The sequence below is a fragment of the Methylophilus sp. 14 genome, assembly GCF_015354345.1.
Taxonomy (GTDB): Bacteria; Pseudomonadota; Gammaproteobacteria; order Burkholderiales; family Methylophilaceae; genus Methylophilus.
The window spans coordinates 19,081-40,385 of record NZ_JADKYS010000006.1 but is presented as its reverse complement, the minus strand read 5'-3'; the positions used below and the strand labels follow the sequence as shown (position 1 = coordinate 40,385).

Sequence of the window (21,305 nt, the reverse complement as noted above, 5' to 3'; positions counted from 1 at the left end):
AAGCATTGGCCTTTTTAATTCTGATTAAGAAAACTCTTTCAACAATGATTTCACCAACTCTACACGGTGATTGAGATTACCCAACTGCACGCTTACCCGTAATTTATCCGGCCCATTCATGCGGCAGCGTTTGTCGCGTTGCAACAGGCTGATCAGTTTCATCGGGTCAAGGTCGGCCTTCACATTAAACTGCAACTGAATGGCGGCATCTGAGGCGTCGATTTTAATAATGCCTAGCGGTTTGGCCGCAATGCGCAGGCGGTGGCATGCGATTAGGGCTTCGCCCGGCTCTGGCAATAAGCCAAAGCGGTCTATCAGTTCTTCCTGCATGGCGTCGAGTGCGTCGTCGTCCTCGCAGTTGGCCAGCCGTTTGTAAATCACCAGGCGCTCGTGTACATCCGGGCAGTAGTTATTTGGCAGCAAGGCTGGCGTATGCAGGTTGATTTCTGTCGTCACGCCTAATGGTGCGTCCAGGTCTGGTTCTTTACCAGCCTTGAGCTGTTTCACGGCGTGATTGAGCATATCGGAATACAGGTTAAAGCCGATTTCCTGCATTTCACCACTTTGGCTGTCACCTAGCAGCTCACCTGCCCCGCGGATTTCGAGGTCATGCATGGCCAGGTGAAAGCCTGCGCCCAGGTCTTCGAGCAACTGAATCGCATCAAGGCGCTTTTGCGCCTGTGGCGTGATGTTACGGTCCGGGTCCGTGAGCAAATAGGTATACGCCTGATGATGGCTGCGGCCGACGCGGCCACGCAATTGATGCAATTGCGCCAGGCCAAACATATCGGCTTTGTTGATAATCATGGTGTTGGCGGTGGGCACGTCAATGCCGGTTTCAACAATGGTGGTACACAGCAACAAATTGGCGCGTTGCTGGTAAAAGTCGCGCATGACGTGCTCCAGCTCGCGTTCGCGTAACTGGCCATGGCCAATCGCAATGCGGGCTTCTGGCACGATCTTCTCCAGTTTTTCCTTCATCACATAAATGGTATCCACCTCGTTATGCAGGAAATACACCTGGCCGCCGCGCTTGAACTCACGCATGACCGCTTCGCGGATGATGCCGTCAGAATATGGCGTGTGGAAAGTTTTAATCGCCAGCCGTTTTTGTGGCGGCGTCGAAATCACCGAGAACTCTCGCAAGCCTTCCATCGCCATGCTCAAGGTGCGTGGAATCGGCGTCGCCGTCAGCGTTAACACGTCGACTTCTGCGCGTAACGCTTTCATTTGCTCTTTCTGGCGCACGCCAAAGCGATGCTCTTCGTCCAGAATCGCCAGGCCCAGGTTTTTAAACTGCACATCTTTCTGGATCAGTCTGTGCGTGCCGATGATGATATCAATGCTGCCATCGGCCAGACCTTTAAGCGCCTCTGCCTGTTCTTTGGCAGTTCTAAAACGGGAAATTTCGGCAATTTTGATCGGCCATTCGGCAAAGCGGTCACAGAAGTTCTGGTAATGCTGCTCAGCCAGCAAGGTGGTTGGCACCAACACGGCTACCTGACGGCCGCCCATCACGGCCACAAAAGCAGCACGCAAAGCGACCTCAGTTTTACCAAAGCCAACATCGCCACAGACCAATCGATCCATGGGTCGACCGGATTGCATGTCTTTAATGACGTTTTCAATCGCCTCCAGCTGGTCTGGTGTCTCCTCAAACGGGAAGCCTTCACAGAACGCTTCGTAATCATGCAAACTGAGCGTAAATGCATGCCCACGACGCGAGGCGCGCTGCGCGTACAAGTTCAGTAACTCTGCCGCCGTATCACGGATTTGCTTAAGGGCTTTTTTCTTGGCTTTGTCCCATTGGCCGCTACCCAAGCGATGCAACGGTGCGCTCTCTGGCGGGCCGCCAGAATAACGTGAAATCAGGAACAGTTGCGACACGGGCACATACAGTTTGTCATCGCCAAAATACTCAATTAGCAATAACTCAGTTTCACCCTCACCAAAGTCAATATTGACCAGACCTTTGTAGCGCCCTACCCCATGCTGCTCGTGAACCACCGGATCATCCAGGCGCAGCTCGGACAAGTCCTTAAGCATGCCTTCGGCATTGCGCGCTTTTTCCTGGTTACGGCGCCGTTGCTGGCGCACGGTGCTGGCATAAAGCTCAGCTTCAGTAATCACCGCCAGGTTGTCATCGACCATGCCTTGATGCAGTGGTGCAACGCCCAGCATGACCTGGAAGGTGGACTGCGCAAAGCCAGCCCAATCTTCGGTGAGCGAGAACGTTAAGCCGTGCTCGGCAAATAACTGGGCAATGGTTTCGCGCCGGCCCAAGCTTTCTGCCGCAATCAATACTCGGCCAGCAAACTGGCCGATAAAGTCCTGCAATTTATGTAGCGGTTGCTCGGCACGTCGGTCTACATCAACCGCTGGCAATAATTTTTTAATATCCAGTTGCTGGCTCACCATGGCAAACGCATGGGTTTGCCTGAAAAAATCATCGGCCTTCTGCAGCAGGCTTTCTGGCCGCATGATAGGCTTTTCGGGGTCGTATGCCATGAGCTTGTAGCGGCTATTGGCATCGGCCCAAAAAGTTTGGGCGGCTTTATCGAGGTCACCATGCAGGCACAACATTGTTTGCGCAGGCAGGTAATCAAACAAGGTGGCCGTTTGTTCAAAAAACAAAGGCAAATACCATTCTACACCGCCACTGGGCGTGCCTTTGCTCACATCTTTATAAATTTTGGCGCGCTGCGGATCGCCTTCAAAGTATTCCCTGAACTGGCTACGGAAGCGTGTAATCGCCGCCTCATCCATGGGGAACTCGCGCGCAGGCAACATACGGATTTCTGGCACGGGATAGACGCTGCGCTGAGTGTCGATATCAAAGGTGCGTATGGTCTCGATTTCGTCATCAAACAAGTCTATGCGATATGGGAATGCGCTGCCCATGGGATACAAATCAACCAGGCCACCACGTACACTGAATTCGCCCGGCCCCATGACCTGACTCACATGGTGATACCCCGCTTGCGCACACTGATTGCGTAAGGCGTCGACGTCCAGCTTTTGCCCTTTTTTGAGCATAAAAGTATGTGCCGCCAAATAGGCGACCGGTGGCAGCCGGAGCAAGGCCGTCGCCATCGGCACAATCACTACATTGCTCTGGTTCTGGCTGAGCTGATACAGCGTGGCCAGACGCTCGGAGGTTAAATCAGGATGCGGCGAAAACACATCGTAAGGCAGTGTTTCCCAGTCTGGCAGTAAATGCACCTGAATGGCCTCGCCCTTACTCTCTCGGCCAAAAAACGGGATTTCATCCATTAGGCGCTGTGCTTCAAACGCACTCGCAGTGAGTACCACCAGCGGTGTATTTGTTGCTTTTAAACCACAGGCCAGCTCGGCCAATGCCCGGCTATCCAGGCCCTGACTTTGAAAAGAAAAACGCTGCGGATGCCCGATAACGGGGAGTGAAACTGCCATAAAAAATTAGAATCTTATTGCTCAGGTTAGACGAGTATTTCTTGGCGAATCTGCCGAGTTTGCTATTATAACTGCAAGCGTCCACAGACAGTGACTGAATGACACGCAAGACGCCCGAGCGAACAAAACACACCAGCACGGAGAAGAAATATATGAACGATAAACAAGCCGTCGCGCTGGAAGCCGCCAGCTACGTTAAAAACGACATGATCGTAGGGTTGGGCACCGGGTCCACAGCCAATTACTTTATTGACGCACTGGCCGAACAGCAGCGCACTGAAAACCTACGCATCACCACCGTTGCCAGTTCAAATATCAGCATGATCAAGGCACAGTCTGCCGGACTCACCGTGTTGAGTTTATCCCAACTGAGCCAGATTGACCTGTATGTGGATGGTGCAGACGAAATCACGCCAGACAATGCTTTGCTCAAAGGCCGTGGCTACGACTTGGTAATGGAAAAACTGCTGGCCAAAGCCGCCAAACAATTCATCGTGGTTGCCGATAAAAGCAAACTGGTCAGCCGTATTGGTGAAAATTTCGCCATCCCGATTGAAGTGATGCCATTTGCCTGGCAAGCCGCCAAGCGTAGTCTGGAAGCGATTGGTGGCGTAGGTGAATTGCGCCAAAATGTCGCCAAAGATGGCTTGTCCATCACTAGCCACGGCAGTTTGGTGCTGGATATGCGCTTTGATGCCAGCCTGGATGCCGATGCCCTGAATGCCTTGATTAACAACATCCCTGGTGTCGTGGAACACGGCATTTTTGCCAAACTGGCCACCACCATCCTCATTGCAGACCAAGGTAAGGTTGAGACACGCGCTTAAGCGGCAGTCCCAAGTTTTATGCGGTTTTTTTCAGGCAAGGCGAGGCAGACGACATGGCTAAAGATCATGCTGGTCGCCTTGTGTGCTGCGCTGCTGGCATGTAGCGACAACAGCAACCAGAAACACCTGGCGCGTAGCAAACCCAAACCAGACCCCTACACCATCCGCTTCGTTACCATCAACAGCCCCAGCACGTATTTTATCGACAGCCAGAACAACTATGCCGGACTGGAGTACGACCTGGCCAAACGTTTTGTCGAATTCCTGGGGGCGCCATACCGGCTGGAATTCATCGTCGTCGATAGTTTTGACAAAGTGTTCCCCACCCTGCTCAGAGGCGACGCCGACATTGCCGCGGCAGACATCAGCATCACCCCCGCGCGCAAACGCCAGGTGCTATTTGGCCCGGCATTTAACCAGGTGCAAGCCATGGTGGTGTATAACCGCGATAAAAACAGCGAGCCCAACAATGCAGAAGCCATGTTCCAAAAACGCATTGTGCTGCCCAAAAGCACCAGCTTTGTCGATCGCATGCGCGAATTACAATCAAAATCCCCCACGCTGACCTGGAAAGAAACTGACAAACTCAGCTCAGAACAACTGATTGAAGCCGTCGCACGCAACGAAATCGACTTTACCGTGGCAGACAATCACCTGGTCGCCATCATGCAATACAACTACCCACAACTGGATGCAGGCATGATGCTGGGCCAGGCCGATAAAATTGGCTGGGCGCTCAACAAACTGCATGGCGAAGAACGGCTTAAGCAAGTGCAGGCCTTTTTTAGAAAAATCGAAAAAGACGGTACTTTACGTAATTTATTAGACCGTTATCATGGCCACACCAAACGCCTGAAACCCGTCGATGTCACCACCTTTTTAAGCAAGTCACAGACGCTACTGCCCAAATATGTGCGTCTATTTAAAGGCGCTCAGGAAATCACCGACATCGACTGGCGCCTGCTGGCGGCACTGAGCTACCAGGAATCCCACTGGGACAACTACAGCACCTCACCCACCAATGTGCGCGGCCTGATGATGCTCACAGAACAAACCTCCAACATGATGAACGTCACCGACCGGCTAGACCCCAAACAAAGCGTGATGGCGGGCGCCAAATTTTTGCTCTGGATGAAAGACCGCATCCCTTCGCGCATCCCAGAACCAGACCGCACCTTTATGACCCTGGCCGCCTACAACAATGGCGTCGGCCACCTCGAAGATGCGCGCATCATCGCGCAAAAACTGGGCTTGAACCCCGATAGCTGGGCAGACGTCAAACGCGGCTATCAACTCCTCAATGACCCTGCTTATTATGTGAATGCCAAGCACGGCTACTGTAGCTGTGGCGCGCCGGTGATTTATACCGAACTGGTGCGCAGCTACTACCAGATCATGCAAAAATACTTCCCGACCTACGACCCTGGTGTAGACCCATACAAGATTGCAGACATAAAAATGCCTTGGTTGTTAGCCAAGGCATCTTAAAACCAAATTTAATCTTACCTAATTAATTATCATCTTGTAATTTTGTAGATAGACTGTCGAGTTTGAGTGTCATATATATAGATGACAACAGGGTTTGGATTGTCTTTAAGATCTGCTAGCGTGGCACCCAAACACTCAGGAAAAACTCTAAGTGACCAATCCGCATCAAACGCAAGCGTGTAGTAACGTTCCAACAGCCAACCGTTTGCCTGATTAACTTTAGGCATAGATTCGACGGGATGATTAACTCTGTAATCGGTTATTCTTGCATCACAGTTAAACTTTTCACGAACTGATACTTTAGGGGCATATGGAATCCATGCCTTTCCTTTTTCAATTCCTGTTTGAATAACTAACATCACGTAAATAGCGAACACTATGGCGAGAGCAATAAAGCAGAAAACACGTACTTTCTGATAATTATCCGCAAACCATTGCCCTTGGTTTCTACTTAACATTTTTAGGCTCCTTTAAATTAAGGTGTTACTTATCTCAATAGAAAAATATCTATAAATGGCTCGATGAATACAAATGTCGTAAACAGTCCACACCTTCACTACATCAGACATCACTGGCCCTATTTAGGCCGCATCCCGCGTTGGGCGTACCCGCTTGTGGTACGCCGTATGTTTGACTCAAACATAGCATCAATCTTCATCATTCTGCCTCGTTCCATTTCACCACCCTAACTTGGGGGATATGCCATGCGCGTCGTCGGTAATCCATAGACTTGTCGATTAGTGTGAGATTGTTGTCATTCGGCGTACCGTAAACGGGTACGCCCTACGCGAGCTTTCTTGAACTTAGTAGTCACTTACGGCTTTTTAGAGATTCCTGAATAAGTTTGTCTAAGAACTCATTGTTTAGTTGGTTTTGAATCTCATACACGTCTCTCGCACGCTTTATAAATCCCTCAGGAAATTCAATTGTATGCAATATCCGCACGTCCTTCTTTGCGATTTCTCCGCGGCTATATTTTTGCGCATCTTCTGGATCCGTAAATATTGTGATGACTCTCTCTGCCCCTAAATTTTCAGGTGGACAAACCCCATTAAACATCCAACTAATAAAGCCTATTCCAGGTTGAAACTCTCGATCAAAATTTACAACCAACGACACTCCCTGGTTAAACTTGCCGAATTGGAATCCCCCTCCAGTTGGACTAGCTTGGACTTCAGGAGGCCATTTGGCAGGAGGGATTTCTAAATACATATTGGAACTTAAATCGGGGACCCTATTATCTCTAACTACCTCAGGACGAATCCAAGGAATATTTATCTTGTTATCGTAATAAACATCTAACTGACAATTGAGAGGCTTCTTACAGCTATCTTCTTTTCCTCCTAGACCACATAGGGTATTGCCCAGAGTTGTCATTCTCCAAGCAACGGCAAGAGCGCCCTTAAGCTCGGGTTCGATCCATTTCTCAGGCATACGGAAACGATCTGCAAACTCTTTAGTGTAGCCCCAAGTCCAAGGGTCAAGGGTATAAGGTTTACCATGCTTAAAGGTATAGCGATCTTCATATTTAGACTTATAAACCCTTTCCTCCCAGCTACGTTCGTTCCATGATTTTTCCTCAATCCCTTGTGAAACCGGTTCAGAAAGCGCAACGTTCTCCCTCACAATTAATAGCGAGATGAGCATAAATAAAAATAATCTAAGCTCTCGTCTCGCAGTGGCACCCATTCTTCTTGTGTCATTTAGCAATTTTTTCTCCTTTGGGCGTCACGCCATAAGCTTTAATTAACTCACTATCGTGAAAATCTATCAAGGCGATTGTCACCAATCTGATTGCTTGGGTGTTATACCGTTTCGCTACTTACTGAAAATACACAAGGTTGTAAATTAGATTTAGTCATTAAGAATCAGAGGATTAGATAAGTTTTTTCTTAGAATTTCATATCTGACATTGATTGAGCAAACATGTACAGCAGAAACAAAAATGCCTTGGTTGTTAGCCAAGGCATCTTAATGACCACTGTGACGAATCGATTACACAGTCAGTGCCGTTTTGCCGCCCATATAAGACTGTAACACCTTAGGAATCGTCACGCTGCCATCGGCATTCTGGTTGTTCTCCAACACCGCCACCAGCGTACGGCCTACCGCCAGGCCAGAACCATTTAAGGTATGCAATAACTCAGGTTTGCCGTTGGCGTTGCGGAAACGCGCTTGCAAACGACGCGCCTGAAAGGCTTCGCAGTTAGACACCGAAGAAATTTCACGGTAGGTATTTTGCGCGGGCAACCAGACTTCGAGGTCGTAGGTTTTCGCTGCGCCAAAGCCCATGTCGCCGGTACACAATGACACCACGCGATACGGCAGTTCCAGTGCTTGCAGAATCGCTTCGGCATGGCTAACCATTTCTTCCAGCGCTTGATAGCTGGTCTCAGGGTGCACAATCTGCACCATTTCGACTTTATCAAACTGGTGCTGGCGGATCATGCCTTTGGTATCACGGCCATAAGAACCTGCCTCTGAACGGAAGCACGGCGTATGGGCAGTCAATTTAATCGGCAAGCTGTCCGCAGCCACAATTTCGTCACGCACGGTGTTGGTCAGTGTCACCTCAGAAGTTGGAATCAGGTAGAGCTTGCTGTCGTTGTGCGCGGTGACGAACAAGTCTTCTTCAAACTTGGGTAATTGACCGGTACCCACCAGGGTTTCGCGGTTAACCATATACGGCGTGTAGCACTCGGTATAGCCATGCTTGTCAGTTTGCGTATCGAGCATAAACTGCGCAATCGCGCGGTGCAGTTTGGCAATTTGCCCTTTCATCAGGGTAAAACGGGCGCCTGAGAGTTTGGCGCCGGTGTCAAAATCCAGGCCCAATGGCGCACCCACATCGGCATGATCTTTGACCTCAAAATCAAAGCTGCGTGGCGTGCCCCAACGGCGTGCTTCCACGTTTTGGCTTTCATCCTGACCAACGGGCACGCTCTCGTGCGGCAAGTTAGGGACATTCAGCATCAACGCTTGCATGTTGGCCTGAATCTCAGCCAACTGCGACTCTGCTGCTTTTAGCTCATCTCCCAAGCCAGCAACTTCAGCCAAAATCGCGCTGGCATCTTCGCCTTTAGACTTAGCAATGCCAATTTGTTTGGACGCTGCATTACGTTTGGCTTGCAGGTTTTCGGTATTGGTCTGGATGGTTTTACGCTGCGCTTCCAGCGCCTTGAACTCTTCGGCAGGGAACACGAACTTACGTGCTGCCAGACGAGCGACAACATTGTCCAAATCATTTCTCAGTTGTTGTATATCTAACATGGGTTCTTTCTTTATTTTAGCCACAGAGGCCACGGAGTTCACAGAGAAAACCGTTTTACTCCATTGACCAATTTAGGCTCTGCAAAATTAATCAACAGGCCACGCTTCAAACCTGTTGATTTTAAATATGAAATCAATTGTGCCTGTGCAAACTCTGGCAGTTTCAATTGCGCTTTTAACTCTACAATCACTTCGCCATGCACCAGTAAATCAAGGCGCTGCCCTTGTATGACGACACCTTTATACGATATATCTACTGCAACCTGACGCTGATAAGCAATGCCACGCAAACCAAGTTCATGACAAAGGGCAGCCTCATAAACACACTCCAGCAAACCTAGGCCAAGCTCACGATGCACCTCAATCGCCGCTCCGATAATCTGACCTGTCAAATCATCCATATTGGTTTTCTCTGTGAGCTCTGTGCCCTCTGTGGCTAAACTATTTTTTTGCCTGTTTATCCAGTTCTTTCAGATGTTTTAGTTTTTCGCCTATTTTACCTTCCAATCCGCGTGGCGTGGGTTGGTAAAACGGTTGTGGTTCTAAATCATCTGGAAAATACTGTTCGCCCGCCGCGTAAGCGCCAGGCTCATTATGCGCATAGCGGTACTCTTTACCGTAATCGAGCGCTTTCATCAGTTTGGTTGGCGCGTTTCTGAGATGTAGCGGCACGGCGCGTGATTTGTCTTGTGCGACAAAGGCTTTGGCTTGATTGTAGGCCATATAGCCAGCATTACTTTTTGCGGCCACGGCCAAGTAAATCACCGCTTGCGCCAGCGCCAATTCGCCCTCCGGGCTGCCCAGACGCTCAAACGTGAGTGCGGCATCGTTGGCAATCTGCATCGCTCGCGGATCAGCTAAACCAATATCTTCCCAGGCCATGCGGATAATTCTGCGCGCAAGATATAGCGGGTCTGCGCCGCCATCCAGCATGCGCATGAGCCAATATAACGCTGCATCAGGGTTAGAGCCACGCACAGATTTATGCAAAGCAGAAATCTGGTCGTAAAAAGCTTCGCCACCTTTGTCGAAACGGCGCATTTTGCTGGCCATGGTCGACTGCAAAAAGGATTCGTCAATCTCACTGACCTTGGCAGCCACTGCTCCGTTAAATAAGCCTTCGGCAAAGTTGAGCAAGCGTCTGGCATCGCCATCAGCGTAGGCCAGCACCTGTTCGGTGACAGATTCGGTCAATTGCACCTCAGGCGCCACTTTAAGCCGCGCGCGCGCTAGCAGCTCAGCCAATTCTGCTTCCGTCAGGGCATTGAGCACAAATACCTGGGCGCGACTCAGCAAGGCGCTATTCACTTCAAAAGAAGGGTTTTCAGTCGTGGCGCCAATAAAGGTAATCAGCCCGCTTTCCACAAACGGCAGAAAAGCATCCTGCTGGCCTTTGTTAAAGCGGTGCACTTCATCGACAAACAAAATGGTATTGCGGCCAGTTTGCTGCAAGGTCATTTCCGCGCGCTCAACCGCTTCACGGATATCTTTAATGCCAGACAGCACGGCGGATAAGGGCACAAACTCGGCATCGGCGGTTTGTGCAATCAGGCGAGCCAAGGTGGTTTTACCCACGCCCGGCGGCCCCCACAGAATCATGGAGGGCAGTTTGCCGGACTCGAAGGCGCGGCGCAGTGGTTTGCTTTCGCCCAGCAAATGGGTTTGGCCAACCACTTCATCCAACGTTTTAGGCCGTAATTGCTCAGCCAGTGGCACGGAAGAAGGGGTTTGTGGTTCAAACAGGGAGGACATGGTTGCTGTTGATGCGCAAGCGATTATTCGCCAACGACATCCACCCCTTTAGGAATCGAGAACAAGAACTGATTGGTGTTGAGGCTGGGATTCACCTCAACATTGGAAAACACAATATGCGTGCTTTGACCAAACGCATCTACCAGGCGCATTTCGGCCAGTTTGCTGTGGTCAAACGAAATAATCACCACCTGGAAGCCGCTGTCTTTTTGCTTGGGCTTGGCTTGTACGCGCTGCATGCCTTCAAAATCCAGCAACCGGGTCAGGCGAAAACTTTCTTCGACATTGGGCCCACCCGCCAGCAATGCGGCAGGGCTGGTGCCCAACACTTTATCTACCGTTCGTACGGTCACTTGTTGCAAGTCGATATCAAACAGAAATACCTGGCGGCCATCACTGATGATCTGCTGCTCATACGGTTTCTGGTAATCCCAGCGGAATTTATTAGGCCGCTGTAACAACATGGTGCCGTTGACCTCTTGCAGCTTGCGCCCTTTCTGGTCAAACACGGTTTGCTTGAAATTGGCACGCATGGCCTGTGTGCTTTGATAAAACTGCTTCAAATCGTCCACACCATCGGCCAGGGCAGCGGTCATCACACTCCAACTGCACAATGCCAACAATGTTCTGGTGAATCCTTTATTCATGGTCTCCTCCGGCCTTCACTAATACCTCGCGGTTGCCATTGCTTTGCATGGCAGAGACCAGTCCGGCACGTTCCATATCCTCAATTAACCTGGCTGCGCGGTTATAACCGATGCGCAGTTGGCGTTGCACCGATGAAATCGACGCGCGACGTGTTTTTAACACAATCGCCACGGCCTCATCATACAGCGGGTCTTTCTCACCACCAGCATCACTGCCACCAGGCAAGGCATCCAGATCGCCGCCCTCGGTCTCATTGGTGAGAATGCCTTCGATGTAGTTTGGTTCGCCCTGCGCCTTGAGGAAGTTAACCACATTATGCACTTCGCCATCGCTGACAAACGCACCGTGGATACGCTGCGGGTAACCGCTACCTGGCGGCAGATACAACATATCACCCTGCCCGAGCAAGGTTTCTGCGCCCATCTGGTCCAGAATCGTGCGTGAGTCAATTTTGCTTGATACCTGGAACGCGACACGCGTTGGCACGTTAGCTTTAATCAGGCCGGTAATCACATCCACCGAAGGGCGTTGCGTGGCAAGCACAAGATGGATACCGGACGCACGCGCTTTTTGCGCCAGGCGTGCAATGAGCTCTTCGACCTTTTTGCCCACCACCATCATCAAGTCAGCCAATTCGTCAATCATCACCACGATCAATGGCATTTCTTCCAATGGCTCTGGCTCATCCGGCGTTAAGCTAAACGGATGTGGAATCGACACGCCCTGCTTCTTCGCTTCCTGGATTTTCTGGTTATAGCCTGCCAGGTTACGCACGCCGAGCGTAGACATCAATTTGTAGCGACGTTCCATCTCGGCCACACACCAGTTCAAGGCGTTAGCCGCCTGGCGCATATCGGTGACCACAGGCGCCAGCAAATGCGGGATGCCTTCGTACACAGACAGTTCCAGCATTTTCGGGTCAATCAGGATCATGCGCACGCGGCTGGCTTCGGACTTATACAACAAACTCAAAATCAGCGCGTTAATGGCCACAGATTTACCAGAACCGGTGGTACCGGCAACCAGCACGTGTGGCATTTTCGCCAGGTCCGCCACAATGGGCTTACCGGCAATATCTTTACCCATGGCAATGGCCAACGGGGAATTCAAATCGGCATAGGCCTGGCTACCCATGATTTCAGACAGGGAGACAATCTGGCGCTTGGGGTTGGGGATTTCCAGGCCCATAAAACTCTTGCCTGGAATGGTTTCCACCACACGCACACTGATCACAGACAAGGCACGCGCCAGATCTTTGGCCAGGTTGGTGATCTGGCTACCTTTGACACCCGGTGCAGGGTCCAGCTCATAACGTGTAATCACCGGCCCGGGCTGCGCGGTGACAACTTTGACTTCAATGCCAAAGTCCATCAGCTTGCGCTCGATCAGGCGTGAGGTGAAATCCAGGGTTTCGGCTGATTGCAACTCAACCGACTGGTTAGGCACATCCAGTAAATGCAAAGGCGGCAGGCCTTCTTGCTCAATGGCGGCAAATAACACCGCCTGCTTCTCTTTGACAACACGCTCACTAGGCTCAATGACCACTTCCGGCACGGTAATTTCGACTGGCTTGCGGTCTTCAATGCGCTTGCGCTCGGCCTCGACAAACTCTTCACGTGCCTGCAGTACCTGGCGGCCCACTTTACGGTCTTGCCAATCCTGGTACTTGAGCTGGCTCCATTGATAAAACTGGATCACCCACTCCCCTAACTGCTCGCTCATGGTGATGAGTGACCAGCCGGTAAACAAGCTAAATGCCGTCGCAAATAACACCAGCAGTAGCATGGTGGAGCCAGCAAAGCCAAACATATTGCGCAATAAATGATCAATGCCACTGCCGATCACACCGCCTTGTTTGAGTGGAAAATCGGCCGGAAAACTGACCAGGTGCCCAGACTCAAGCGCCGCTGATGCCAGCAGCATCAGGGCAAAGCCGACGCCATTCAGCCACCAGTCATGCTTCTCAACCGGGTCCAGGTGCAAACGCTGGTACATGAGCCAGACCATATAAAAAGCCAGCACCACAAACCACCAGGATGAAAAACCAAACAAGGAGAGGAAAATATCCGACACCCAGGCACCGACTGAACCACCGGCATTATGGATGGTGTCATTTTCGCCGATCGCATGCGTCCAGCCTGGATCTTCATGCGAATAAGTCGCTAAAATCACAGCCAGAAACACGCCGAGTGCTGCCAGCGCAATCCACGACACCTCACGCAGCAACTTGGCATCACGTAGCTGTTTCTCCGTCGAAACTTTTTCCAGACGGACGTTAGCAACTTTTTTCTTATTAAAAAACAATATGTTGTCTCTTTCTCTGCAAGAGTGAACTTAAATGATTATAACAAAATCAAATTGCACACAGCCACTCTAGCTTTTAAAATACATTCAACGACAATAAGGAGCCCTGTATGGACATTGGTATCAATAACGAAGACCGTCAGCAGATTGCAGACGGCTTATCAAAATTGCTGGCAGATACTTATACCCTGTATCTGAAAACGCACTACTTTCACTGGAACGTGACCGGGCCCATGTTCAACACCTTGCATCTGATGTTTGAAACCCAGTATACCGAGCTGGCACTAGCCGTAGACTTGGTGGCCGAGCGTATCCGCTCACTGGGTGTGTATGCCCCAGGCACTTACGCCCAGTTCTCCAAATTGACCTCGATTGATGAAACTGTGGATGTGCCCAAGGCAAATGACATGATCCGTGAACTGGTGGCTGGCCATGAAGCGGTCTGCCGTACGGCACGCAGCGTGTTCCCCGCGGCGGAAAAAGCCTCTGACGAAGCCACTTCAGACTTGCTGACCCAACGTTTGCAACTGCACGAGAAAACAGCCTGGATGCTGCGCAGCTTGTTAGAGTAATTCCTGCAGCATTTTTCTACCGGATGGGCATTTAAAACAGCGTGCCCATCCCCATCTATATAAAAATAACTCACCAAATACTGGAAATCTCATCATGGCAACAAAACATGCCCGTTTAATGATTCTTGGCTCAGGCCCTGCTGGTTATACCGCAGCGGTTTATGCTGCCCGTGCTAACCTCAACCCGGTGCTCATTACCGGCCTGGCCCAAGGTGGCCAGCTGATGACTACCACCGAGGTGGATAACTGGCCAGCCGATGCCAATGGCGTGATGGGTCCAGAACTGATGGCGCGCTTTCAACAGCATGCCGAGCGTTTTAATACCGAGATGATTTTTGATCATATCCACACCACGCATCTCAAAGAAAAACCAATTCGTTTAGTGGGGGATAACGGTGAATATACCTGTGACGCGCTCATTATCGCTACCGGTGCTTCTGCTAAATATTTAGGCCTACCAAGTGAAGAAGCCTTTGCTGGTAAAGGTGTGTCTGCCTGTGCCACGTGCGATGGCTTCTTCTATCGCAACCAGGAAGTTGCCGTGATTGGCGGCGGTAATACGGCTGTGGAAGAAGCGCTGTACCTGGCCAATATTGCCAGCAAGGTCACTTTGGTACACCGCCGCGACAAATTCAAGGCCGAAGCCATCCTGGTCGACAAACTGATGGACCGCGTCAAAGAAGGCAAAATCGTTCTGGAAACGTTCCAAACGCTGGATGAAGTCTTGGGTGACAATACCGGTGTGACCGGCATGCGTCTCAAAGATGTCAACGCTGGTACCACTAAAGATATTGCGCTTAAAGGTGTGTTTATTGCCATTGGCCACCAGCCGAATACGCAGATTTTTGAAGGCCAACTGGAAATGGAAGGCGGCTATATTGTGACGCACACCGGCCGTCAGGGTAACTTTACTGCGACTAATATCCCAGGTGTATTTGCCGCCGGGGACGTGCAAGACCATATCTACCGCCAGGCCGTGACCAGCGCTGGCACGGGTTGTATGGCGGCATTAGATGCCGAGCGTTATTTGACCAGCCTGGAGTAAATCCGAGGTAAGACATGAAGAAGCGCACCCCGGTGCGCTTTTTTATTTTAAAATTACAGCATGTCAAACGAGTTACCGGACAAAGAGGAAGATGATGTTTCACTGTTTCACGAAGCAGTGAAAGGCGCGCGCCCGGTGAAAACCAACCGTATTTCTCACGCCCCTAAAAAACCCAAGCCTATCCCACGGCAATTGATCAGGGACGAACAGCAGGCGCTGGTCGACTCACTCAGCGATCATTACATTCCAGCCCACGAGCTCGAAAGCGGCGAAGAATTACTTTATTTGCGTGAAGGCCAATCGCCCATGGTGTTGAGCAAGCTGCGCCGTGGCCATTGGGTGGTACAAGCGCATATAGACCTGCATGGCCTGATTAGTGACGAAGCCAGGTTATATGTCTCAGAATTTATTGCTGATTGCAAAAAGCGCGGCTTGCGTTGTGTGCGGATTGTGCATGGTAAAGGCCTGGGCTCACGCAATAAAGAGCCGGTACTCAAACACAAATTACGTAACTGGCTGATGCAAAAAGACGAAGTGATTGCCTATGCGCAGGCACGCGCCACGGATGGCGGCAGCGGCGCAGTGATCGTGCTGCTTAAAGCATAAAAAACGCGATGCCATTCACTGGCATCGCGCTTATTCATCACACCTCATTACCAATATTGACGATGCTGATGCGGCCCACGGCCTCGCATCGCCGCCGGACGGTATCCTGGCACTGGCATCGGTTGAATCTGCACCACATTCGGTCTGACTGACACGGCCACATCCAGCACCGGGCCCGGGTCCCGGTCCATCATGGTCGAATATTGACGGCCCTGATATTCGTAATTCACTACATAGCCGGTAGTCACGGTTTGCCATTGGTCTACCATCACACATTGCTCAACCGGGCGCGTGACAATGCGTTCGTTACCATAGCTATTCTGGTTGCCGACACGGTCACCCACAATCGCGCCGACACCGGCACCGACCGCGGCGGCGGCGATACGGCCGTTACCGCGACCGATGGTGCTGCCCAATAATCCACCGGCCACCCCACCGACAATTGCCCCCGTATTAGAGCGATTAGACTCATACACACTTTCACGCACATATTCGGTATGGCATTCCTGGCGTGGCTGGTTGATTTGCTGCACTTGCGGTGCGACCGTCAGCACTCTGGCCCGGTCAATATATTCTGCATCGGCAAACGCTGCCTGGCTCGCCGCCATCATCACCATACTGGATAAGATTAATTTACGCATGCTCGTTTTCCTCTCTTGAAGCACACTGCTCACTGCAGTTATCTTGTTAACGTGCATTCAATCATGAGAGATGACGCGAGGATGTATCGAAGCCGGGAGAATTTTGTATCCGGCCAGATACGAAGCTTACTGGCCGCTGTTAGCCAGTTTGAGTAATTCACCGCGCTGCTGGATTTCGATGACGCCGCGCCCCATGGTCAACCAGCCTTTTTGCTCCAGGCGTTTCAACTGGCGGCTGATCACCTCACGCGCGGTACCCAACTCATCGGCAATTTGCTGGTGCGTGCGTTGAATGGTGTTGTTACCCATATCGAGCAACCACTTGGCTAAGCGCGCATCCAGCGTTTGAAAAGCCACTTCATCCAGCAACACGATCAAATCACTGATCAGGGCACCATAGTTTTGCATCACATATTGCCGGAACACCGGCGAATCAATCATCAGCTTGTGAAAGGTGGTGTCAGGCACAATCACATCCTGGATTTCCTCTTCGACAATGGTCGAGGCCGGATATTGGCTATTGCCTAGCAAGCACGTGGTGGTAATCACACAGGTTTCACCGGCGCCCACGCGGTACAACACGATTTCGCGACCGCTGGCAGACATTTTATACACGCGCGAACGGCCTTTGAGTCGCAGCACATAGCCACCACAGTGATCGCCTTCGCGATAACCGATAGTGCCAATCGGCGCCTCCACAATGCGTGCATATTGCGTGAGCAGTTTTTTAGCCGTGTCGTCCAGTGCTTCCAGTTCCGGAAACAAGCTGATCCATGAAAGTGATTGCATCATCCCGATAATCCCCAGTGTTTTTATTGTGCCAGTGTTTTTTGTAACGGTGAGGGCCACCACAATGGCCTCTCACTTTTAATTTGTGCGACAAACTTTACCATAGATTGATTTCAAATCATGTTCACTAGCAACCACAACTGTGTTAAAGCGTACACAATCTGTGACAACAGGTTTATGATTGAATTTCAACGTATAAATAGTATAAAAAATAAATGATAATTCAAGGGGTATTATGCAAACGTCGGATATTGCGGTGGATCTTTTTGACCAGTTAAGAGCCTCAGCCGATCAGGCCAGCCAGTTGATGAAAGCAATGGCGAACACTGATCGGTTGATGCTGCTATGTCAATTATCACAGGGCGAGAAGTCGGTCAGCGAGCTGGAAACCAGGCTGAATTTGAGGCAACCCAGCCTGTCGCAACAATTAACCGTATTACGCGAGGCGCAACTGGTCAGCACGCGGCGTGAAGGCAAAAATGTGTTTTACAGCATAGGCAGCCCAGCAGCCCTGGCGGTGATTCAGGTGCTACATCGCGAATTTTGCCAAAAGCAGGCGTTTTCCCAAAAGACAGAGACCGCACAACTCAAAAGCGCATAGGCACTTTAAACCTAAGATTTGAAAACGCATGGACATTAAAATATATGGATATTAAAACAATAGATCAACGCTACAGTATCAGCGACCAGTTAACTGCATCTGATTTGGACACACTGGCCGCACAAGGCATCACGCTGGTGGTGAATTTCAGGCCCGATGGCGAAGGCGGCGAGTCGCAACCCACTAACGCCACCCTCGCTGCAAAAGCAGCGGCGCTGGGCATGGCTTACGCACATATCCCGGTGCTGCCTAACCAGATCCAACCCGCTCACGCGCAACAATTACAGGCCTTATTAAGCGCACATCCAGGCCCGGTACTCGGGTTTTGCCGCACAGGCAACCGCGCCAATCAAGTGTATCAACTGGCCTCACAGGCGCCAGCAGCAAGCAAACCCGCCTGTTGCAGCCAGCCCGCGGCACAAGATGGCTTGATTAATAAAGTCAAAAACTGGTTTAACGATTAAATAACAACAACGCAGAAAGCAAGATCAATCAATCCCATGAGTACATCCAAATTTGACATTGTCATTGTAGGCGGCGGTGCCGCTGGCTGCGCCATCGCTGCTAGCCTGAAAAAACGCGCCCCAGCACTCAACATTGCCATCATAGAACCGTCTGACCAGCACTTTTACCAGCCTGCCTGGACACTAGTCGGTGCCGGTGAGTTTGAGGCTCAAAAAACAGTGCGCGCCATGGCTGACTGCATTCCCGCAGGCATCACCTGGTTGCAAGCCTCAGCAACCAAGTTCGAACCAGAACAAAAACAGGTCATTACCGATAAACTAGGCACGATTCAATATGCGCAATTAGTGGTTGCGGCTGGCTTGACGCTCAACTGGGCAGGCATTAAAGGCTTGCCAGAGACACTGGGCAAACATGGTGTGACCTCTAATTATCGCTTTGACCTGGCGCCTTACACCTGGCAACTGGTGCAACAATTGCAATCAGGCAAAGCCTTGTTTACCCAACCACCAATGCCAATTAAATGTGCAGGCGCGCCACAAAAAGCCCTGTATTTATCCTGTGCCGAATGGCTGGGTAAAGGTCGCTTGGGCAATATTAAAGCCTCGTTCTACAGCGCGACGCCGACGCTGTTTGGCGTCAAAGAATATATAGAGCCTTTAATGCAGTATATCCGTCGCTACCAGGTGGACTTGCATTTGAACAGCACGCTGGTCGAGGTCGATGGCCCGGGCAAAACCGCCTGGTTTAATATCAAGGATGCCGAAGGCAATGTGAGTCGGGTTAGCGAAACCTTTGATTTACTGCATGTCGTGCCACCACAAATTGCGCCAGACTTCATCAAACAAAGCCCACTAGCCAATGCCGATGGCTGGGTAGAGGTTGACCAGCACAGCCTGCAACATATGCGCTATCCGGAGATTTTTGGTGTTGGCGATTGCACCAACACGCCGAATGCTAAAACAGCCGCCGCCGCACGCAAGCAAGTAGTGATCGCTGCCGAAAACCTGCTGGCAGCCCGTGCCGGGCAAGCCCTGCCTTCGCGTTATGACGGCTACGGCTCCTGCCCACTGACGGTAGAAAAAGGCAAAATCATCCTGGCCGAATTTGGCTATGGCGGAAAAATCGTGCCGACCTTCCCGTGGGACTCGACCAAGCCGCGCCGCACTGCATGGCTGCTCAAAAAATATGTGTTACCACCGCTTTACTGGCACCTGATGCTCAAGGGCCGTGAATGGCTGGCACGCTGCGGCGCCTGCGGTTAACGCCCTTTGCTTGCCATAAAAGCCTGTAACCATTGCAAGGTGAGCGCGACACCAAAGCCGTTCACCTCGCTGGCCACGGCGCCCAGGCCATCTTTATGGCTGTAAGAAGACAGATCAATATGGCACCAATCCACATCGCCCTCAATAAACTTGCCTAAAAATCGCGCCGCCAGCATATGGTCGGCATCGCTATCCATGGTGCACTGCTTAATATCAGCAATCTCACTATCCAGTGCGCTGTCGTAATCCGCAGCATACGGGAAAGCCACCACGCGCTCACCACTGGCTGCGCCCGCCTCTACCATTTGCTGTGCCAAGGCAGCCTGATTAGCCACAATGCCGCTCATGCGTGAGCCCAACGCGGTTTGCATGCTACCTGTCAGCGTTGCATAATCAATCATCACATCGGGTTTGCCGCGGCTGGCCAGCGTTAAGGTATCCGCCAGCACCATACGACCTTCGGCGTCGGTGTGCACGATTTCAATCGTCATGCCATTGAGCGCAGTAATCACATCATTTTGTTTATAAGCATTGGGGCCAATATGGTTTTGCGCCAGGGCCAGCCAGCAATCGACATTGATTGGCAACTGCTGCGCACTGATAGCCTGTAACACCCCGACCGCCACCGCGCTGCCGTTCATATCCTGGTGCATGCCCTGCATATATTTGGCTGACTTTAAATTATGGCCACCGGTATCAAAACAAATACCTTTGCCCACCAATGCCAGTGTTTTTTCGGCTTGCGGATGACGGTAAGACAATTGAACGATGGCGGCGTCTTGCGGCTCAGAGCCTTGCGCGACAGCCACAAAGGCACCCGCACCCAATTGCCTGAGCGCATCGGTGTCCCATTCAGCATATTGCCAGCCTTTTTCACTGGCCATGGTTTGCAAACATTGCCGGTAAAGCGCGGGCGTCAACATATTGGGCGGCGTCATGGTCAATGCGCGACATACCGTGTTGCCCGCAACCAGCGCAGTCACTTCTTCTTTCCAGTCAATATGCGCAACGCCAAACACACCGATGTCACGCAATTTTGGACTGGATGTTTTCTGCTTTAACACTGGCAGTGCCTGCGCATTCACCAGCGTGACATAGGCAGCCAGGCTGGCAAACAGGGATGCCTGTTTCTTGGCAATCACTGCCAGTGCAATCCGTTCCGGATGCTCGGCCAAGAGTGGTTTGACTGCCGCACGCAGTGCCGTGGCCAAGGTAAATGTAGGTGCCGTTGCGTCTAACTGGCACAGGCTAACCAATGCACCGTCTGCCAATTCTAGTGTCAGTGGCTTGTCTTTTAAATCTGCCACAGTCATGCCAGCGCGTTGCAACCGGCTTGCCAAGCCATCAGTAAACGGCACTGAGGACAGTAATTTTTCTTCAAACACGACCAGAATATGCCTGGCGTACCCTGACAATAAGCTTGAATTCACTTCGGAAGTTTGGGACCACTCTATGCGCATATTGTTATAAAACACTCTTATATAAAACATTAAATAAACGTAGCAAATGTCTATGGACACGCCTGTAATCAAGCAAGTCCAACACATGCAAAACTTGACCAAAAGCGCCAAAAAAGAGACACTTACAGCTAATAGCTAGGTTG

At 51.0% G+C, this 21,305-nt stretch carries 19 protein-coding genes; 8 read left to right on the top strand and 11 right to left on the bottom strand.

Features of this window, described 5'->3' with window-relative positions:
* Nucleotides 1-24 precede the first annotated feature (24 nt).
* A complete protein-coding gene (gene mfd, locus INP78_RS12595; RefSeq protein ID WP_194742557.1) occupies nucleotides 25-3,432 on the bottom strand; it encodes a transcription-repair coupling factor in 3,408 nt (1,135 codons plus the stop codon).
* Between the two features lie 152 nt (nucleotides 3,433-3,584).
* On the opposite strand from mfd, the gene rpiA reads away from it, so the two are divergent.
* Complete coding sequence (rpiA, locus tag INP78_RS12590) at nucleotides 3,585-4,259, top strand: ribose-5-phosphate isomerase RpiA (protein WP_194742556.1); 675 nt, start codon at nucleotides 3,585-3,587, stop codon at nucleotides 4,257-4,259.
* Between the two features lie 18 nt (nucleotides 4,260-4,277).
* Nucleotides 4,278-5,747 carry a membrane-bound lytic murein transglycosylase MltF gene (mltF, locus tag INP78_RS12585; RefSeq protein WP_194742555.1) on the top strand — a complete coding sequence of 490 codons (1,470 nt, stop codon included), beginning with the start codon at nucleotides 4,278-4,280 and terminating at the stop codon, nucleotides 5,745-5,747.
* Between the two features lie 29 nt (nucleotides 5,748-5,776).
* Here the strand turns inward: mltF and INP78_RS12580 are convergent, their stop codons facing one another.
* The 7 genes from INP78_RS12580 to INP78_RS12550 form a co-directional block, all read right to left on the bottom strand.
* Nucleotides 5,777-6,205: a hypothetical protein gene (locus INP78_RS12580; RefSeq protein WP_194742554.1), complete on the bottom strand. Its 429-nt coding sequence runs from the start codon at nucleotides 6,203-6,205 to the stop codon at nucleotides 5,777-5,779.
* Nucleotides 6,206-6,557: 352 nt separating this feature from the next.
* Nucleotides 6,558-7,457 (bottom strand): hypothetical protein, encoded by a 900-nt coding sequence (locus tag INP78_RS12575; protein ID WP_194742553.1) that lies wholly within the window; start codon nucleotides 7,455-7,457, stop codon nucleotides 6,558-6,560.
* Nucleotides 7,458-7,742: 285 nt separating this feature from the next.
* The gene (gene serS / locus INP78_RS12570; protein ID WP_194742552.1) at nucleotides 7,743-9,017 is read right to left on the bottom strand and encodes a serine--tRNA ligase; all 1,275 of its coding nucleotides are present in this window, start codon (nucleotides 9,015-9,017) and stop codon (nucleotides 7,743-7,745) included.
* A 38-nt stretch (nucleotides 9,018-9,055) separates the two neighbouring features.
* A complete protein-coding gene (locus INP78_RS12565; protein WP_194742551.1) occupies nucleotides 9,056-9,418 on the bottom strand; it encodes a GxxExxY protein in 363 nt (120 codons plus the stop codon).
* Between the two features lie 40 nt (nucleotides 9,419-9,458).
* On the bottom strand, nucleotides 9,459-10,769 hold the full coding sequence (locus INP78_RS12560; RefSeq protein WP_194742550.1) for a replication-associated recombination protein A: 1,311 nt from the start codon (nucleotides 10,767-10,769) through the stop codon (nucleotides 9,459-9,461).
* A gap of 23 nt (nucleotides 10,770-10,792) precedes the next feature.
* On the bottom strand, nucleotides 10,793-11,416 hold the full coding sequence (gene lolA / locus INP78_RS12555; protein ID WP_194742549.1) for an outer membrane lipoprotein chaperone LolA: 624 nt from the start codon (nucleotides 11,414-11,416) through the stop codon (nucleotides 10,793-10,795).
* Entirely contained in the window at nucleotides 11,409-13,721 is a 2,313-nt protein-coding gene (locus tag INP78_RS12550; protein WP_194742548.1) for a DNA translocase FtsK, read from the bottom strand. The genes lolA and INP78_RS12550 overlap by 8 nt, the downstream gene beginning before the upstream one ends.
* 110 nt (nucleotides 13,722-13,831) lie before the next feature.
* Between INP78_RS12550 and INP78_RS12545 the strand changes: the two genes are divergently transcribed.
* The 3 genes from INP78_RS12545 (at nucleotide 13,832) to INP78_RS12535 (ending at nucleotide 15,944) form a co-directional block, all read left to right on the top strand.
* Complete coding sequence (locus INP78_RS12545) at nucleotides 13,832-14,293, top strand: Dps family protein (protein WP_194742547.1); 462 nt, start codon at nucleotides 13,832-13,834, stop codon at nucleotides 14,291-14,293.
* Nucleotides 14,294-14,387: 94 nt separating this feature from the next.
* A complete protein-coding gene (gene trxB / locus INP78_RS12540) occupies nucleotides 14,388-15,338 on the top strand; it encodes a thioredoxin-disulfide reductase (protein ID WP_194742546.1) in 951 nt (316 codons plus the stop codon).
* 60 nt (nucleotides 15,339-15,398) lie between these two features.
* Nucleotides 15,399-15,944 (top strand): Smr/MutS family protein, encoded by a 546-nt coding sequence (locus INP78_RS12535; RefSeq protein ID WP_194742545.1) that lies wholly within the window; start codon nucleotides 15,399-15,401, stop codon nucleotides 15,942-15,944.
* A 47-nt stretch (nucleotides 15,945-15,991) separates the two neighbouring features.
* Here INP78_RS12535 and INP78_RS12530 read toward each other — a convergent pair whose 3' ends face one another.
* Nucleotides 15,992-16,585: a glycine zipper 2TM domain-containing protein gene (locus tag INP78_RS12530; RefSeq protein ID WP_194742544.1), complete on the bottom strand. Its 594-nt coding sequence runs from the start codon at nucleotides 16,583-16,585 to the stop codon at nucleotides 15,992-15,994.
* Between the two features lie 126 nt (nucleotides 16,586-16,711).
* Nucleotides 16,712-17,377 carry a Crp/Fnr family transcriptional regulator gene (locus INP78_RS12525; protein WP_194742543.1) on the bottom strand — a complete coding sequence of 222 codons (666 nt, stop codon included), beginning with the start codon at nucleotides 17,375-17,377 and terminating at the stop codon, nucleotides 16,712-16,714.
* 232 nt (nucleotides 17,378-17,609) lie between these two features.
* Between INP78_RS12525 and INP78_RS12520 the strand changes: the two genes are divergently transcribed.
* Genes INP78_RS12520 through INP78_RS12510 form a run of 3 tightly spaced genes read left to right on the top strand, consistent with a single transcriptional unit; the run spans nucleotide 17,610 to nucleotide 19,702 of the window.
* Complete coding sequence (locus INP78_RS12520; protein WP_194742542.1) at nucleotides 17,610-17,975, top strand: helix-turn-helix transcriptional regulator; 366 nt, start codon at nucleotides 17,610-17,612, stop codon at nucleotides 17,973-17,975.
* A gap of 44 nt (nucleotides 17,976-18,019) precedes the next feature.
* Entirely contained in the window at nucleotides 18,020-18,439 is a 420-nt protein-coding gene (locus tag INP78_RS12515; RefSeq protein WP_194742541.1) for a TIGR01244 family sulfur transferase, read from the top strand.
* A gap of 36 nt (nucleotides 18,440-18,475) precedes the next feature.
* On the top strand, nucleotides 18,476-19,702 hold the full coding sequence (locus tag INP78_RS12510; RefSeq protein ID WP_194742540.1) for an FAD/NAD(P)-binding oxidoreductase: 1,227 nt from the start codon (nucleotides 18,476-18,478) through the stop codon (nucleotides 19,700-19,702).
* On the opposite strand, the gene INP78_RS12505 is transcribed toward INP78_RS12510, so the two are convergent.
* Nucleotides 19,699-21,162, bottom strand: a complete 1,464-nt coding sequence (locus INP78_RS12505; protein WP_194742624.1) for a leucyl aminopeptidase family protein — start codon at nucleotides 21,160-21,162, stop codon at nucleotides 19,699-19,701. The two genes, INP78_RS12510 and INP78_RS12505, sit on opposite strands and share 4 nt — an antisense overlap.
* Nucleotides 21,163-21,305: the final 143 nt, after the last annotated feature.